Below are 16,270 nucleotides of genomic sequence, written 5' to 3'. Positions count from 1 at the left end.
CGTCTACACTGTCTACAATCGCTGTGTCAAGCAGTTCAGACACTGCGTCTACACTTCCTAGAAATGTGTCTAGTGGTATATCTAGCACTGCGTCTACACTGTCTACACTCGCTGTGTCAAGCAGTTCGCCGTCAACCAGGTACAGTTCTAGCAGCGCTTCCCACGTAGCAGTTTTGCTGAGTTTCCCGAACTGTCTGGCGTCTTCATTGGTGAAGCCACGGTCATAGGCGATAGCCTTTAATTGGTCAATGCGACGGTAGCTGACGGTAGGTTTAGTCATGACAAAACCCCGTCAACTCAATCATTAAGAGTTGCGATCGTCCGCAAAGACAACCGTCTAAAAATGTCATAATTTATCGGCTCCAACCGTTGAACACGAACGTTTGGGGAAGTCGTGGTTTGGCTAGCATTTCCAGTGCTCGTCAACCGCGCATCAATCTTCCTTAGTTACTCACGATTGCAGACTTCCACTTCCTTGTCAACACAGGGAGTGTAAAGTTTTATATCCCAAAAGTTGCCTCTAGAATCAACATCCTAACAGCATCAAAGCGGGCGTAAATGCTCCAAAATCTTGCCATCTAAATAGACAGCATTAATCACTTTCTCAGATGTATCACACCACTTAGCCACCACTGCACTCGGTACACCCTTGCCAACTTGTTCGCTGATAAAAGTGTCCCGACAAGAGTAGGGAGTAGTTGTCTTAGAACCCTGTTCATGTTGCCTGGTTTTTTCAGTAATCGGGTCAACCAATTTATGCCATACCTGTTTACTGAAATTGTTGTAATTAATCGCCCCGCCCTTAATAGGTGATGGAAATACCAACCTATCCTTGTCAGTCAGATTTTGTGGCTTGATACTTTTTAACAACCGAACCAGTTCTTGATTGCAAGGAAATTTACGTCGCTTATTGTTTTTACTGCCGTCAACCCTTGTCTCCTTACCGCTTGGGTGCTGTATACTCCCATTGAACACAATGTGAGAAAAGTCAGTAGCAATGTCAGACCACCTCAACCCAACAGCTTCAGATGGACGGCATCCAGTCAGCAGCCAGAACTGCACCATCGGGTAGTAAAAACAAAACTTTTGCCCCGTTTCTCCCCTCCCATTCCAAGTCCCTCTGTGATTCTTAAAAGCCTCCAATACCAGCTCTTTTTCTTCTGCCGTAAATGCGTTCGGTTCCGGGTCGCTTTCCCAGTTATGTTTAGGCAATTCTGCTGCTAGCCCCTCGAACGGGGATACAGTCAAGCTCTTGACAATCTTGAACTTAATTCCCCATTTAACCGCTGCATTTAGGTGAGTCAAAATCCTTTTGGTCATGCTGTTGGTCGTATCCTCCAATAGCCAAGCGCGTACCTGCAAAGCGCAGTCCTCTGATAGAGGCTGGTAGGGGCAACGGTCAACATAGCTTTGAATGCCTGTTACCAAGTAGTTAAAAGTTGTGGCCTTGAGTGCTGGTTTCTTGAATTCCAAGTATTTAGCAAACAGCTTAGTCAGTGTCAGTTCAGGCTTAGGCTTGACCGTCTCAATAACAGTCAGGTGAGTCTGTGACTTGTACTTTTTGAGTGTGGGGTCAAACCGCTCAAACTTGATATCAGATTCAATCAACTGTGCCTTAGCTTCTGCTAGTTCCCAGTTTTCAGGGGTATCTGCCAGATTTAGGTAAAAGTGTTTGCGTTCGCCGCCATAAAGATGTCTGGGTAGTTGCAACCTTAGTCTGCCACTGCGAGTCTGGATAACAACCGATCCTTTTTTTGCCCGATCGGGAGAGTCAACCATAATTTTGTCTCCAACTTCAATGCAACCAAGATACTACTTTTGGAGACAAATTGGAGACAAAATTAGAGACAAAGTATTTGTTAAACACACAACGCCTTACTACATAAGGGGCTTAGCGCTTACCCCCTAGCGCCTTCCAAGCTAACTATGCGGGTTCGATTCCCGCTGCCCGCTTGCGTCCATAAGAACCTCAAACCAACGATAAATCAACGGTTTGAGGTTTTTTATTGCTCAGAATACGGCTAAGTCAGGGGTCTAATTGACTAGAAATTGACTACGATTTGACTACAATCTGCCTCGTTTGAATACAAATTGAATACAATCCATACCTAGACCAGGTTTGAGCCGTACTCTTCCGCCAGAAGCCCCAGAATAGCGTCGATATCAGCCAAGTCCGCCCTCGACTTTTTGCGCTGCGCTTTCAACTGATTGAGCAAGTCGGCCTGCTTTGGAAATAGGGATGAGCGTGCACAAAGAGGTAAGAAAATTGCAAAATGGGCGTTAGAGTTGCTGGAGAGTTCCTGGTTTGTAGTAAAAGTAGTAACTGAGATATTGCACTATTTTTATGAACAGGCAAGATGCCTGTTCCACAAAGAGTGAATTTTCTTGTGGGGAGTAGGGGTTGGGCCGGAGAACCCGCCCCTGAAAGGCTTATTGAAAATGGTGCAATATAGAAGTTACTACCAATTTTTTTACCACCTAAAATTTCAATCCTCAAAAATATCTAACTGTTGGCCATCAGACTCTTTTTTACCATCTTTTTTAACACCTTTCCGCAGCCCGATCGCAATTTTGCTATGTTTCTCAATCTGCTTCATCACCTGTCTAGCCCGGTCAATCACCGACGGCGGTAAACCGGCCAATCTGCCCGCTTCAATTCCGTAAGATTTGTCAGCACCTCCCGGCTGGACTTGGTGCAAAAACACGATTTGATCCGGCAATTCTTTCACTGTCACTTGATAATTTGCGACATTATCTAAAATAGAAGCTAACTCATTTAACTCGTGATAGTGAGTCGCAAAAATTGTCCGCGCCCGAATCTCAGTTGCTAAATATTCTGCCACAGACCAAGCAATCGAAAGTCCGTCAAACGTCGCCGTTCCCCTGCCAATTTCATCTAGCAAAACCAATGATTGCGGCGTCGCGTGATTGAGGATATTTGCAGTTTCGTTCATTTCCACCATAAAGGTAGACTGACCGGTTGCCAAATCATCGACGGCGCCGACGCGGGTAAAAATCCGATCGCAAATTCCCAAACTCGCAGCTTTCGCCGGCACAAAACTGCCCATCTGCGCCATTAACTGGATCAAACCCACCTGCCGCAAGTAGCAGCTTTTCCCGCTAGCATTCGGCCCGGTTAAAATAATTAAATCTGGGCGCTTTAGCGATTCTTCCCGACCCAAAAAAGCCGAATTAGGTACAAAAAATCCCGGCGGCAAAGACTTTTCCACCACAGGATGACAACCTTCAATAATTTTAATTTCCCGACTTTCTGTCATAGTCGGGCGGCAGTAATTCTGGTAAACTGCTACTTCTGCTAAACCGCACAAAACATCGGCCGCCGCCACGGCGCGGGAAACGTTGCGAATAATTTCGGCGTGTTCTCCTACCTCCGATCGCACTTTAGCAAAAATATCGTATTCCAATTGATTTAAATCTTCCCGCGCTGTCAGAATTCGCACTTCCCTTTCTTTTAATTCTTCAGTGCTATAGCGTTCTTCATTGGTGAGAGTTTGCTTGCGGGTGTAGTCCTTCGGCACTTGGTCTACTTTCGATTTGGTAATGCTGATGTAATAGCCGAAAGCTTTATTGTAGCCTACTTTTAGATTAGAAATTCCGGTGCGTTTTCTCTCAGTTGCTTCTAAATTGGCAATCCATTCTTGGTCGGCTGATGCAGTGTGGCGCATTTCATCTAGCATGGGATTGATTCCCGATCTAATCAAACCTCCTTCTTTTAAATGAATCGGCGGTTCATCAACTAAATGAGCGTGAATTTTACTTGCTAATTCTTCTAAAAGTGGCGGTACATTTTGCAGCGCTTTCAAATAGGGCGATCGCCCTTGGGCTGCGATCGAGGCTAATTGCGGCAGTTTCGAGAGAGAATCAGCTAAAGCGACCAAATCCCGCGCGCTAGCTGTTCCAGAACCCGCGCGGCCTGTCAGTCTTTCGATGTCGTAAATTTGGCGCAGCAACTGCTGCAAATCTTGGCGCAGGGCGTTATTTTCTACTAATTCTTGAATCGTGTCGTGTCGGGCGCTAATGCCTTTAATGTTGAGCAAAGGTTGCAGCACCCAGCGGCGCAAAGCGCGGCCTCCCATTGCGGTGCTGGTTTTGTCTATAGCCCACAGCAGCGAACCATGAAAAACCCCATCTCTCACTGTTTGAGTAATTTCGAGATTGCGGCGGGTTTGGTAGTCGAGTATGAGAAAATCGGTGAGAGTGTAAGTGTGCAATCTTTGCAAAGAAACTGCTTTTTCCTTTTGAGTTTCTTCGATATATTGCAGCAAACCGCCGGCGGCGCGAACTGCGAGGGAAAGGTGGCCGCATCCCATGCCTTCGAGCGATCGCACTTTGAACTTTTGTAGGATTCTCTGTTTTGCTTCGGACAAAGTAAACGGAATTTGCGATCGCAAAGAATAGCAAAACGAATTCGGCAAACAATCGGGCAAATGCTCGGATTTCTCTCCGGGCCTCAACATAGTCACCAAATCCGGCGCATTAGTCGGCACCAAGACTTCCGAAGGCTGCAAGCGCAGCAATTCGAGGGTTAATTGTTCTAAAGTGTCGGCTTGGGTAGTGACGAATTCTCCCGTAGAAATATCAGTATAAGCCAATCCCCAATGTTCCCCCGCTATCACAATTGCGGCTAAAAAATTATTTTGTCTGGGTTTGAGCATTCCGTCATCAGTCAAAGTTCCGGGAGTGAGAATGCGGGTAATTTCTCGCTTGACTTGACGACCTTCTTTAGCAGCAATCGAGGCATCTTCTACTTGGTCGCAAACTACTACAGCATAGCCTTTTTCTACTAACATTGAGGTGTAGCGGTCGAGGGCGTGGTGCGGCACTCCTGTCATCGGCACTCTGCCAATTTCCTTGCCGCTTTCTTTACTCGTACAAACAAGTTCTAATTCCCGCGAAATTGTAACTGCATCTTGGAAAAAACACTCAAAAAAATCTCCGACTCGAAACAATAAAAGTGCGTGGGGATACTGTTCTTTCACTTCCACATACCGCTGCATCATCGGCGTCAGCTTGGTGAATTCTAGTAAGCGGTGGTCGGCATTGCGGATGTTGGGTTGATGGGGGTCTGTTGGGGTAGATGCAGTGTAAGGCATAAAAGGCGATCGATAAATTTTAATCTTTAACAACTTTAGCGCAAGCTCGGCTTTTAGCTATAACTAATATACAATATTTGACGATTATTCCTCCTTAAGCAGGGTGCGTGATTGTCAATATTGGTGAAGAGTGTTGAGCTATACAAAAGTCACGCACCCTACTTAATAATCGATAAACTTGCTTTTAGTTGAGAATTTTTATGTCGCTACTTATCTAATGTGAGTCCAAGCAGCCGCTACAGTGAGACTTAGGGCGGATATTTTATCTATTGTGAGAGGATAGGGATCGGCGAGTCACAAAAACAACCTCATCCATCTCGTTATTAACTGTTATAGCAGATGTTGAAAGCCTTTCAAGTTCGCTCAGGGTAAAAAGAAAGAAGAAGCAATCTTCCGCAATGATTTCAGCAATTAGGAACGTCTTAACCGTCGAGCGTGCTTGCTATAAAGGTTGGGCGTTAACACAATAAGGTCAAAGTTTCCGCATTTTAGGGGCATAAACTTTACATTTTTGTTATTTAAAACAGCCGAAAGATAGATTTTTAAATTATACCTCGGATAGAGAGATAAAATATTTTATATGCTTACAATTAAAAACATCGAAGCGAGTAATTTATCGGCTTAGTAAAGGTAAGATTTAGAATCAAAAATCTGCTAGCTAGTAGTTAAATAGAGGAAAAAAAATAATGAAAGCTCTTTGCTGGCACGGAGCAAATGATGTGCGAGTTGATAATGTACCAGACCCAACAATTATCAATCCGCGCGATGCGATAGTTAAAATCACGTCTACAGCAATCTGCGGCTCGGATTTGCACCTCTACAATGGCTTCATCCCGACAATGCAATCGGGCGATATCATGGGGCACGAATTCATGGGGGAAGTAGTCGAACTCGGCAGCCAAGTCAAGAACTTAAAAAAGGGCGATCGCGTCGTCATTCCTTTTACTATTTCTTGCGGCAGTTGCTTCTTTTGCAACCGCGATTTGTGGTCGCTGTGCGACAACTCCAACCCCAATGCAGGGCTGGCTGAAAAAATGTTCGGTCATTCGCCGGCGGGACTGTTTGGCTACTCGCATTTAACGGGCGGCTATGCAGGAGGTCAAGCAGAATACGCGCGGGTTCCGTTTGCAGATGTCGGCCCTTTGAAAATTCCCGACGGACTTTCGGACGAACAAGTATTGTTCCTCACCGATATCTTTCCTACCGGTTACATGGCGGCCGAAAACTGCGACATTCAGCCGGGGGATACTGTCGCAGTTTGGGGATGCGGGCCGGTCGGACAATTTGCAATCAGAAGCGCGTTTATGCTGGGGGCCGATCGAGTAATTGCGATCGACCGCGTACCGGAACGCTTGCAAATGGCGGCCGCGGCCAAAGCTGAAATCATCAATTATGAAGAAATGGACGCCGGGGAAGCCGTCACCGAAATGACGGGGGGACGCGGGCCCGACTCTTGCATCGACGCGGTGGGAATGGAAGCCCACGGCACCGGTCTCGACGCTTTGTACGACAAAGCAAAGCAAGCCGTGCGGTTGGAGAGCGATCGACCTACGGCCCTGCGACAAGTGATCCTCGCCTGTCGCAAGGGCGGTACAGTGTCAATTCCGGGCGTTTACGGCGGCTTCGTTGACAAAGTGCCATTAGGTGCAGCTTTCAACAAAGGCTTGACCCTGAAAATGGGACAGACGCACGTTCACCGCTATTTGCGGCCTTTGCTCGATCGCGTTCAAAAAGGCGAAATTGACCCGTCATTCGTAATTACGCACCGAATGAAATTGGATGAAGCGCCCCACGCTTACGAGATTTTCAAACAGAAAAAAGACAACTGCATCAAAGTTGTCCTCAAACCCTAACTCGCATTTACCCTTCAAGGAGAAACTATGCTTTTACAAGAAAAAGAATCAGGCGACTTGATTGAAATCCTCGATGTAGATGCTTTAATCAGCCCTACAAAACAAGAAGTGTCGGGAAAAAATCAAGCTGGTCAAGAAGAGCAAGAGAAAGCAACTTTTCCAAAAAGTAATTTAGTCTTTCCTTCCGGTGAAAATCTGCCGCGCTGCTGGACTGAGGAAAATTATCAAACTCATTGATATCAAGGGAAACCCCAAACCTAATATCCAGAACCCCGACTTCTTTAAGAAGTCGGGGTTCTAACAGTTTGAGGTAAAAAGGGAGATTAATTGTTAACGATCCACTCGACTTGATGGGCTTCTGTGATGTCTGGAATATCCAGCCGCGCAGCTAATTTGCGAATGACTGCTTGCGGTACTGTTGCTGTGCGCGATCGATTCCGCTGCAATATTTCTTCTAGAGGTACTTCTAGATAAACAATCCGAATGCGCGCTTGATAATCGGCAAAAAAATTAATTAATTGCTGGCGCATTTGTTTAGTTGTATTCGTGGCGTTCCACACAAAAGAACGCCCCTCATTTATGTATTCGCGCGCTCTTTGTTTGGCGGCTGTGACCACATTTCCAGGGGTTTCGTCGGGAGGGACATTCATCTCTTTTCGCAGTGCATCCAGCGAGATTACTGGCAAATCTGGGAGATTTTTACGAATCCAATAATCTTTACCGCTTCCTGGCAATCCCGACATCAAAATTACTTCGCATTTAGTGTCGTCAAATGCTTCGTAATCCGGGTGGCCGTTCTCTTTGCGGAAATAGATAAATCGGCTGTGTGCTGAGGGGAATTGTCGGGGAGAATCCAAACAATTATTTTCTTGACAAAACTCCCGAAATAGTTCTATTTTATCGAGCAATTCTTGTCTGTCGCTACACTGTCGGCCGCGCACGTCTGCTTCGGCTAAAAGTGCGAGGAAATCGCAGCGGACAACTTGACTAACTTTAATTACCGACTGCTGCGGGTTGGGTTTGTCGATTAGCCAGATGGGTAAACTGCCGAATTGGACGATCGCCACCACGGTTTCCCGAATCTCAAACTGCACAGGCGGCTCGAATTGAGATAAAATTTGTCTAACCATTCTCGCACCTTGGCGGGCGTGACCTTTTGAGCTAATTCTGCCATCGGCTTCGATTTTTGTAAAGGTTGGTTTGGCGACATCGTGCAGCAAAGCGGCCGCAAAAAGTATCGATCGTTCTTGCACGGGTAATTGACGCCAATTTGGGGAAGATATTAATGCTTCGCAGACCATTCTGGTATGAATTAAAACGTCTCCTTCGGCGTGATAAATCGGGTCTTGCTGACATCCTTTTAAGTTTTGAATCCAATCGAAATGATTTTGAATGCTGTCCCAGTCCAGAAACCAATCGGGCGGTTGGGGACAAAAGGGAAAAGTCCAAGTGACCGAGGGCGATAACAGTCCATTCATAAATTCACCTGCGGGTTAACTAAAATTAAATAAATTCACATCGGGACGCAGAATATTCGGTATAATTGGGCGATTTAGCCAATGTCCTTCTGCATTTTTTATAGCAGTCAAAAAGCTGGCACGCACGTATTTGTAACGCGCCTTGACTATGCCATCTTCTTCAACTTTAATGTACAGCCCCTCCATGCGATCGCTCTTGTCAGTCTCTTTAAAACATCGTTCTTCATCTAATCCCAATTCCCGACAGGACAAACGCAACCGATCCAAATGTCCCGGTTGAATAAAATTAGATTTTTCCACAAACTGCATCATTTGCTTGGGAGATTTTACAACTCCAGAAAACAGCACGGGAACGGAGGCTAACGGCAGTCCGCTTAACAACTTGCGGCGGGATTCTGTACTCAGAAATTGACTGGTTTCTAAGTCCAGCACATCGTATTCCATAAAATAGTGCGGCAAAAAATCATAAAAAACAGTGTGTTTCGCATACAGCCATTCGCCGTAAAGAATGTAGCGATTTCCCAGCACTTCTCCCAGGGTTCCGCTGAGACTGAAAGCCCACTGCTTGAATAAGTTAAAATGTTTTTCCCTCGGCCCGCCGGTGAGATAGTGGCCGCGACTTTGCAGCAGCATTTGTCCGTCTGGTGCGAAGCTGATGCCTGTATTTGCGCCGTCTACCTTTTCTTCTATAATTAGAGGGCGATCGAGCAAAGCGCTAAATGGCACGCTGTCGAGGTCTTCATCACCCGGTTGGAAACGCGAACCTTCGATGTGATAAGTTCTAGGATATTTAACAATTTTGAGCATCAGCCAATCCATTTTAGATTTGAGAGGCGACCCATCCATTTTAGATTTGAGATTTGAGACTTGAGAGGCGACCGAATCTATTTAACCATTATAATGGAATAATCACAAAGGAGCGTGTAAGTTGAAAAGTCAAAGTTTCCAGAGCATATCATCAGCATTCGCTGGGATTCTATTAGTAGGCGCGCTACTCCTGGGATTAAACTCTTTTGTCGTCATCAATCCAGGTGAAGCAGGGGTGGTTAGCGTTTTAGGAAAAGCCACAGATGGAGCATTGTTAGAGGGGTTTCACCTCAGACCCCCGCTGATCTCCAAGGTAGATGTGTACGATGTAACAGTGCAAAAATTTGAAGTTCCCGCCCAGAGTGCTACTAAAGACCTTCAGGATTTAAATGCTAGTTTTGCAATAAACTTTCGCCTCGATCCTGCGAGAATAGTTGATGTCCGAAGGACTCAAGGAACCTTGGAGAATATAGTCTCAAAAATAATTGCTCCTCAGACGCAAGAAGCCTTTAAAACAGCGGCTGCACTGAGAACCGCCGAACAATCGATTACTCAAAGAAGTGAACTGAAGCGAGACTTTGATACTGCGCTGAAGGAAAGGCTATCCAAGTATGATGTAATCGTACTCGATACGAGCGTTGTTAATATTCGATTCTCCACAGATTTTGCGAAAGCGGTTGAGGAGAAACAGGTTGCTGAACAGCGGGCGCAAAGGGCTGTTTATGTGGCTCAAGAAGCAGAACAACAGGCTCAAGCTGATATTAACCGCGCTCAAGGTAGGGCTGAAGCTCAAAGACTTTTGGCTGAAACTTTGAAGGCTCAGGGCGGCGATTTAGTGCTGCAAAAAGAGGCGATCGAAGCTTGGAGAAGCGGCGGCGCTCAGATGCCAAAAGTGCTGGTTATGGGCGCAGGTTCGAGTCGGGTTCCTTTCATTTTTAATATGAACGATATTCAGGAAGAACCCGATCGCCCGCCAGTGACCAACAATTAAAATATGGCTGAGGGTAACAAGCCCCGTGTCTCCGAAAATATTGGCTTTGCTAACCACAAATCTCGGAATAAACCGGGTTTCCTCAGAAAGCGCACATAAGTTCTATGAGAGTTGCCGGAATATGCTACACTTCTGAAAGCCACAATATAACGACAGTTTGAATCTGTCGTTATAAAAGCGAAGTCCGCAATTAACACGCAGGCAACACACTCATTTTAGGAACCAGGAGAAATCATGACCCGCGCTATTATGGAAACCGACAAAGGCACAATCAATTTGGAATTGTTTGATGCGGATGCGCCTAACACAGTGAAGAATTTTGTTGACTTGGCGGAAAAAGGTTTTTACGATGGATTGTCCTTTCACCGAGTCATTCCTAACTTTATGATTCAAGGTGGCTGTCCAAAAGGCAATGGAACTGGTGGCCCCGGCTACAAAATCAAGTGCGAAATCAACTCGAACAAACATGAGGCAGGAACTTTATCGATGGCTCACGCAGGCCGGGATACGGGTGGTAGCCAATTCTTTATTTGCCATTCTCCCCAGTCTCATCTAGATGGAGTTCACACAACTTTTGGCAAAACTGAGGATATGTCTGTCGTCAATGCTATCCGCCAAGGTGACAAAATTATTTCGCTCAAAATTGAGCATTAATTTCCTCTAATTAGTTTTGTTTGTAGTAAGGACTAAAGTCCTTATTGCAAACAAAACGTGTGAAAGTTAAGAGTTTTAAAATCTACAACTTATGACCAATAATTTTTTGATGGTACAAGCCCCGGATTTATCCGTGGAATCAATCCAAAATCCCAAATCATTGCATCCTCAAGCCCCCGGATTTATCCGTGGTGTCAATCTAAAATCTAAAATCTAAAATCTAAAATCGAATGACTGTTATCAATGATAATACTGTGGTGACTGAGTTAACTGAACTATATTTAAAATACGAAAAAGCTCTTTGTACGAACGATATTGAAACTCTCGATAATTTGTTCTGGGATGCGCCGGAAGTCGTGCGGTTTGGGGTGACTGAGAACCTGTACGGGAGTGATGAGGTGAGGGCTTTTCGCAAAGGACGATCGCCTGTAAATGTCGATCGAGAAATGTTCAACCTCAAAGTCGTGACATTCGATGCAGACACGGCGGCTGTGACGCTGGAATTTCGCCGTGTAATGGATGGAGTGGTGCGGCTGGGGCGGCAGAGTCAGATGTGGCGCAAGTTTCCTCAAGGGTGGAAGATTGTTTCCGCTCACGTTTCTTTTTTGCCGCTGTAAATGTTAAGTCATTTCCCTTGAATTGCCCGTAATGAAATTCTGTCGATCGGGCTGGGCGGGTTTATAGATATTATGGATGTGAATTACAGATTGTTTGTGAAACCCGCCCCTACAAGTATTGTGGTTAATTTACCTGACAGGATATTAAAGCTAAGAAAACAATATATTCAAATGTAAAATTACTATTTTAATTTGATTATTGTTGAGCCATGTAATTCGGCATAGATTCTTTTTTTCCTTTACTATTAGTACCTCTTCTTTTTGGTCACTCCCATTCGCTAATACAGTTCATATTTGAGCAAAGTACACGGAATCGAGCCATTATAAACAGGAATCCGCCGGGATGTCCTGAGTCCCACCTTTTTACCCAACTCCTTATTCCCAGTCAAAATAAAGGCATTCCAACCTTTAAAACGATGCTTGAAAATATCCCCCAACATCTTGTACAAATCTCCTAATTCGCTGGCATCTCCCAGGCGCTCTCCGTAGGGAGGATTGCAAATCAGAACGCCTCTGTCTGCGGGTGCTTCCAACTGAGATAACTCGGTTTGAGCAAACTGAATCTTACCGGAAATACCAGCTTGCTGCGCGTTCGTGCGAGCTTGAGTTAACATATCGAAATCGCGATCGCACCCTGCAATCACCTCTTTAAGTTCCGGTAACTCACTATTTTCCGCTTCCGCCCACAATTCATCCCACAAAGGTTCGTCAAAATCCCGCCAACTCATAAATCCAAACTTTTCTCTAAACAATCCCGGTGCAATATTCAATCCCTTTAAAGTCGCTTCCAAAGGCAAAGTTCCAGAACCGCACATCGGGTCTAAAAACGGCAAATCAGGCGTCCATTCTGCCATCTCCAACAAAGCCGCAGCTAGGGTTTCTTTGAGGGGAGCAAGCCCCATCGCCGGTCGATATCCCCGGCGGTGCAAACTGCCGCCAGAACTGTCTAAGCTTAAAATAGCTCTATCTTGATGAATGTGAATGTTAATTTGCAAATCAGGATTCTCTACATCGACATTAGAACGCTTGTTAAATTGAAGGCGCTGTTGGTCGGCGATCGCATTTTTGACCTGCAAAGCTGTAAAGTGAGTGTGGTTCAACTTTTCGTTGCCGCCGGTGCAGTTTACTGCTAAAGTATTTTCGGGGTATAAGTATTCGTCCCAAGGGATTTTCTGCACTTCGCGGTAGAGCATATCCGAGTTGTAACACCGGAATTCGGCGATCGGCATTAGCACTCGAAAAATTGTTCTCGACCAAAGATTGACGCGGTACAATAAAGCCCGATCGCCCGCAAAGTAAACCCCTGTAAAATCTGGCTTGACATCCTGGGCCCCTAAACGTTCTAATTCTTGGGCGGCAATTGTTTCTAAACCGCGCGCAACTGTAGCAAAATATTGATTCATTGATAATTGGTAATTGGGAATTGGGAATTGTTACTAACAACAGACTCCAGACTGATGACTATAATAGCTGGTTTTAATCCTAACTATCAAAATAAATACTCTACCTTTACGATAAATCACTCGCATTAATCTGGGTGGGGGCGGGTTTGAGAGATTGTTCTTTGTTGGCTGTGATTGTTTGTGAAACCCGCCCCTACAGATTGTTAAAAATGTGTGAGTCACAAACTGTCAGTAATACTGGTGAAATTAAAAGCTTTCACGCGCACTCCGGGTACGACACTACCGCCGTAACGCTTCACCGTACTAACTGCATCCACATCGCGCAACATATCAGGTAAAACTTGATTGAAACGCAGGTTTTTAATCGGGTAAGCAATTTTGCCATCCTCAATCAAAAAAGTACCGTCGCGAGTCATTCCCGTTACTTCCAATGTTTTCGGATTAACGTAGCGCACGTACCAAGCTCGACTGACGAAAATTCCTCGCTCGGTTTGAGCAATTAAATCGGCTAAACTTTGGTCGGAACCTGTCATCACGATCGGGTAATAAGCACCTTTTGCCTCTTTGCCTTTTTGTTCGGCCCAGTAGCGGGAATAAGACAAACTTTGAGGGACGCCATCTTTGATGATTTCCAAATAGTTATTGCTCAATCCGTCGCCGAAAAAAGTATTCGATCGCAACAAAGGATGAGCCGGATCGCGCTGCACTTGCACTAACGGGCTAAAAAGTTGTTCCCCCGCGCGGTTTCCCGCTGGTTTTCCCTCTGCATCGGCGATCGACATAAACGATCGCCCCTCATCCGCCGCCCTCGCATCCAGCCCCCAAATTACCCACGGTAGCAAGCCCGCAAAAGCAGCGCCGTCAAAGATTACCGGATAAATGCCGGGAGTGACTTCGCGGGGGTTGCGGGAGGATTTCGCCCGATCGAGCACTTGTTCTGCTAATTGGGCGATCGGCAATTCGTTGATACTCCAAGCAGTGCTCTTCGCCCAACTAGAACCGTCTTCAACGCGAGCAGTAAAGCTGAAATCCGCATCTGTAGACTGGTTGCAGGCGCGGAGTCCGGTTGACGAGGCGATCGCGTACAGCGACGCCTCAGTGCTCAAAGTGCCCGAACCATGAGCGCCCCCCTGGGAGGATCTGGCGCACGCTTGCTGCACCATTTCGGCCCGCGCTAGAGGCGATACAGTTGCCGTTGCTGCGTCGAATGCGGGCGATCGCAAATCGTAGGTTTGAGGCGGCAGCAGCGGCATCCATTCGGGGTCTGCCGGCGCAATTCGGGCCAATTCTTCCGATCGCTTGACTGCAGAGGCGATCGCATCTTCATCAAATTCTGTAACAGCAGCAGAGGCGCTTTTGTTACCGAAATAGCTAGTAATGTTCAGGCTAAATACAGTTTTGCTGATATTTTGGCTGATTTGATTTTCCGAAAATCGGGAAAGAGATTCCTCGCCAGTAGAGAGACTGACAAATACTTCCTCTGCTTTGGATAGTTTGACTGCTTTTTCTACTACAGATAAGGCTTGGTCTTCACTTAAAATTGCGGGCGATGTTGTTACAATCATGATTGGTAATTAGGCATTGCGAATTGGACATTGCGAATTGGGCATTGCGAATTGGGCATTGCGAATTGGGCATTGTTAGCAATTAACTAATAACTAAGAACCGATGCCCCATGCCCCATGCCCTATTACCCAATTTGAATATCCCTCACTCGCACCGGCACACAAGCGTGAGTCATCTGAGCAACCTGCATCGGCTCGCCCTTTCCGCATATATGAGTACCGCACTGAACCAGCTCCGAAGCCGGCCCGATCGCATCTATTTGATTCCAGAAATCAGTAGTCATCGCCTGATAAGTTACATCCTTCAACATACCGACAACTTTACCTTTTTCCACCTTCCAAAAAGCATCGCCACCGAATTGAAAATTGCGCCGCTGCTGGTCGATCGAATAACTACCCATACCGTCGATTAAAATCCCGTCTTCCGTATCCGCAATCATCTGTGCCAAAGTAGCAGTATGGCTGCCGCCATCCGGGCCCGGCTCCAATCCCAAATTGGGAATTCTCACCATCGGCACGCTCGACCAACTGTCAGCGTAAGCAGAACCGTTGCTGCTACCGCGTCCGAGGCGATAAGCCGTCTCTCTGTCAGTGAGATAATCAACTAAAATTCCATCCTTGACAACGTACCAATCTTGTGATTTTACGCCCTCATCATCGTAACCCATTGTACCGCGACCACCTGATTGAGTGCGATCGCACTTAAAATTCACCCAAGGTGCAGCATATTGCAGTTTATTTAACTTATCAGTAGTAGCAAAGCTCGTGCCAGCAAAATTAGATTCGTAACCGTAAACCCGGTCTAATTCAGTTGGATGTCCTACCGATTCGTGGATTGTCAAATACAAATTTGTCGGCTTAAGAATCAGGGATTTGCAAATACCAGCCGGGACTTTTGGAGCGCGGACTTTCTCAATAGCTTCGGCGGCAACTCTTTCGACTTGACTCAACAAATCATCGGGATTAATATGTTCGTAACCGATATTAAGCGGCGGGCGATCGTAACTGCGACTTTGGGCATCGCCGCCCGCAATTGCCGTACAGCTAAAACCCGGATAGCAGCGGTAGATTGTTTGTTCGATTAGCGAGCCTTCTGTAGAAGCAAAAACCTTGTCTTCGCGGCTAAACTGCAAAAAAGAAGAAGCTTTTTTGATGCCTTGTGCGCCGTGTGCTAGTAGCTTCTCGTTGATAGTTAGCAGCAGTTCGGCTTTCTCAGCAACGGGTACAGAAAAAGGGTCAATGGCGATGGGAGTAATGTAGGTATCGACATATTTTTCGACAGGCACTAACCGCACCGGTTCCTTTTGAGTCAAGCGGCTGCCTTTAGCGATTTCTACAGCCAAAGCGACTATTCTTGCAACCTCTGCCGGCGTTTTGCTGTGACTGGCGGCAAACCCCCAAGCGCCGTCTAGAAGCACGCGCACGCCAAAACCGGAACTTACATTATCTGACAGTTGACTTAAAGATCGATCGCGCGCGTAAAGATTCTGCCTTCGGTAACTGCAAAAACGTACATCACCGTACTCGCAACCTGTTTTCCGAATCAAATCTACAGCCAAATTTGCTAACTCGTTAGCAGAGATTTTTGCAGTTAATTGCACCATAGTTATTCGTCATTCGTCATTAGTTGTTAATTATTATAGCGCTTTTCAATTTTTTGAACCCTTTTCAATAAGCTTTCTCTGGGCGGGCTCTCCTGCCCAACCCCTACTCCCCACAATCAATTCACTCTTTGTGGAACAGGCATCTTGCCTGTTTGTGGAACAGGCATCTTGCCTGTTTGTGGAA

General features: G+C 46.0%; 12 protein-coding genes and 1 pseudogene. 5 read left to right on the top strand and 8 right to left on the bottom strand.

Translation table 11 applies throughout. The annotated features are described in order from the left end of the window. The 3 genes and pseudogenes from QUB51_RS22240 to mutS form a co-directional block, all read right to left on the bottom strand. Positions 1 to 280, bottom strand: a pseudogene (locus QUB51_RS22240) (hypothetical protein); the annotation flags it as partial. Positions 281 to 543: 263 nt separating this feature from the next. Then, positions 544 to 1,779 (bottom strand): tyrosine-type recombinase/integrase, encoded by a 1,236-nt coding sequence (locus QUB51_RS22235; protein ID WP_333263350.1) that lies wholly within the window; start codon positions 1,777 to 1,779, stop codon positions 544 to 546. 707 nt (positions 1,780 to 2,486) lie between these two features. Further along, the gene (mutS, locus tag QUB51_RS22230) at positions 2,487 to 5,114 is read right to left on the bottom strand and encodes a DNA mismatch repair protein MutS (RefSeq protein ID WP_333263353.1); all 2,628 of its coding nucleotides are present in this window, start codon (positions 5,112 to 5,114) and stop codon (positions 2,487 to 2,489) included. 686 nt (positions 5,115 to 5,800) lie between these two features. Here mutS and QUB51_RS22225 point away from each other — a divergent pair. Further along, positions 5,801 to 6,967: a zinc-dependent alcohol dehydrogenase gene (locus tag QUB51_RS22225; protein ID WP_333057081.1), complete on the top strand. Its 1,167-nt coding sequence runs from the start codon at positions 5,801 to 5,803 to the stop codon at positions 6,965 to 6,967. 27 nt (positions 6,968 to 6,994) lie between these two features. Continuing rightward, complete coding sequence (locus QUB51_RS22220) at positions 6,995 to 7,204, top strand: acetyltransferase (protein WP_333057082.1); 210 nt, start codon at positions 6,995 to 6,997, stop codon at positions 7,202 to 7,204. An 86-nt stretch (positions 7,205 to 7,290) separates the two neighbouring features. Here QUB51_RS22220 and QUB51_RS22215 read toward each other — a convergent pair whose 3' ends face one another. Together QUB51_RS22215 and QUB51_RS22210 are read right to left on the bottom strand one after the other, a co-directional pair. After that, positions 7,291 to 8,445, bottom strand: coding sequence for an AAA family ATPase (locus QUB51_RS22215; RefSeq protein ID WP_333231474.1), 1,155 nt, complete (start codon positions 8,443 to 8,445; stop codon positions 7,291 to 7,293). 15 nt (positions 8,446 to 8,460) lie between these two features. Further along, positions 8,461 to 9,291, bottom strand: coding sequence for an RNA ligase family protein (locus QUB51_RS22210; protein ID WP_333057084.1), 831 nt, complete (start codon positions 9,289 to 9,291; stop codon positions 8,461 to 8,463). Positions 9,292 to 9,373: 82 nt separating this feature from the next. On the opposite strand from QUB51_RS22210, the gene QUB51_RS22205 reads away from it, so the two are divergent. The 3 genes from QUB51_RS22205 to hpxZ all read left to right on the top strand — a co-directional run bounded on the left by QUB51_RS22205 (position 9,374) and on the right by hpxZ (position 11,514). Beyond that, the gene (locus QUB51_RS22205) at positions 9,374 to 10,243 is read left to right on the top strand and encodes a prohibitin family protein (protein WP_333057085.1); all 870 of its coding nucleotides are present in this window, start codon (positions 9,374 to 9,376) and stop codon (positions 10,241 to 10,243) included. A 234-nt stretch (positions 10,244 to 10,477) separates the two neighbouring features. Further along, positions 10,478 to 10,897: a peptidylprolyl isomerase gene (locus QUB51_RS22200; protein WP_333057086.1), complete on the top strand. Its 420-nt coding sequence runs from the start codon at positions 10,478 to 10,480 to the stop codon at positions 10,895 to 10,897. A gap of 230 nt (positions 10,898 to 11,127) precedes the next feature. Then, positions 11,128 to 11,514, top strand: coding sequence for an oxalurate catabolism protein HpxZ (gene hpxZ / locus QUB51_RS22195; RefSeq protein WP_333057088.1), 387 nt, complete (start codon positions 11,128 to 11,130; stop codon positions 11,512 to 11,514). 278 nt (positions 11,515 to 11,792) lie between these two features. Here hpxZ and QUB51_RS22190 read toward each other — a convergent pair whose 3' ends face one another. The 3 genes from QUB51_RS22190 to QUB51_RS22180 form a co-directional block, all read right to left on the bottom strand. Continuing rightward, positions 11,793 to 12,917, bottom strand: a complete 1,125-nt coding sequence (locus QUB51_RS22190; protein WP_333263347.1) for a THUMP domain-containing protein — start codon at positions 12,915 to 12,917, stop codon at positions 11,793 to 11,795. 218 nt (positions 12,918 to 13,135) lie between these two features. Beyond that, a complete protein-coding gene (locus QUB51_RS22185) occupies positions 13,136 to 14,482 on the bottom strand; it encodes a TldD/PmbA family protein (RefSeq protein WP_333263343.1) in 1,347 nt (448 codons plus the stop codon). 125 nt (positions 14,483 to 14,607) lie between these two features. Then, positions 14,608 to 16,086 (bottom strand): TldD/PmbA family protein, encoded by a 1,479-nt coding sequence (locus tag QUB51_RS22180; RefSeq protein WP_333263340.1) that lies wholly within the window; start codon positions 16,084 to 16,086, stop codon positions 14,608 to 14,610. Positions 16,087 to 16,270: the final 184 nt, after the last annotated feature.

Origin of the sequence: Microcoleus sp. AT8-A3 (genome assembly GCF_036705675.1) — a bacterium.
In the GTDB taxonomy this organism is placed as follows: domain Bacteria; phylum Cyanobacteriota; class Cyanobacteriia; order Cyanobacteriales; family Microcoleaceae; genus Microcoleus.
Note: the sequence above shows the minus strand (reverse complement) of the source record. Positions and strands in the feature narration are given on the sequence as shown.

Bases quoted from the DNA above. Each gene is read 5' to 3' on its own strand.
- QUB51_RS22235 (WP_333263350.1), bottom strand. From the start codon at position 1,779: ATGGTTGACTCTCCCGATCGGGCAAAAAAAGGATCGGTTGTTATCCAG.
- hpxZ (WP_333057088.1), top strand. From the start codon at position 11,128: ATGACTGTTATCAATGATAATACTGTGGTGACTGAGTTAACTGAACTA.
- QUB51_RS22190 (WP_333263347.1), bottom strand. From the start codon at position 12,917: ATGAATCAATATTTTGCTACAGTTGCGCGCGGTTTAGAAACAATTGCC.
- QUB51_RS22225 (WP_333057081.1), top strand. From the start codon at position 5,801: ATGAAAGCTCTTTGCTGGCACGGAGCAAATGATGTGCGAGTTGATAAT.
- QUB51_RS22180 (WP_333263340.1), bottom strand. From the start codon at position 16,086: ATGGTGCAATTAACTGCAAAAATCTCTGCTAACGAGTTAGCAAATTTG.
- mutS (WP_333263353.1), bottom strand. From the start codon at position 5,114: ATGCCTTACACTGCATCTACCCCAACAGACCCCCATCAACCCAACATC.
- QUB51_RS22185 (WP_333263343.1), bottom strand. From the start codon at position 14,482: ATGATTGTAACAACATCGCCCGCAATTTTAAGTGAAGACCAAGCCTTA.
- QUB51_RS22200 (WP_333057086.1), top strand. From the start codon at position 10,478: ATGACCCGCGCTATTATGGAAACCGACAAAGGCACAATCAATTTGGAA.
- QUB51_RS22210 (WP_333057084.1), bottom strand. From the start codon at position 9,291: ATGGATGGGTCGCCTCTCAAATCTAAAATGGATTGGCTGATGCTCAAA.
- QUB51_RS22215 (WP_333231474.1), bottom strand. From the start codon at position 8,445: ATGAATGGACTGTTATCGCCCTCGGTCACTTGGACTTTTCCCTTTTGT.
- QUB51_RS22220 (WP_333057082.1), top strand. From the start codon at position 6,995: ATGCTTTTACAAGAAAAAGAATCAGGCGACTTGATTGAAATCCTCGAT.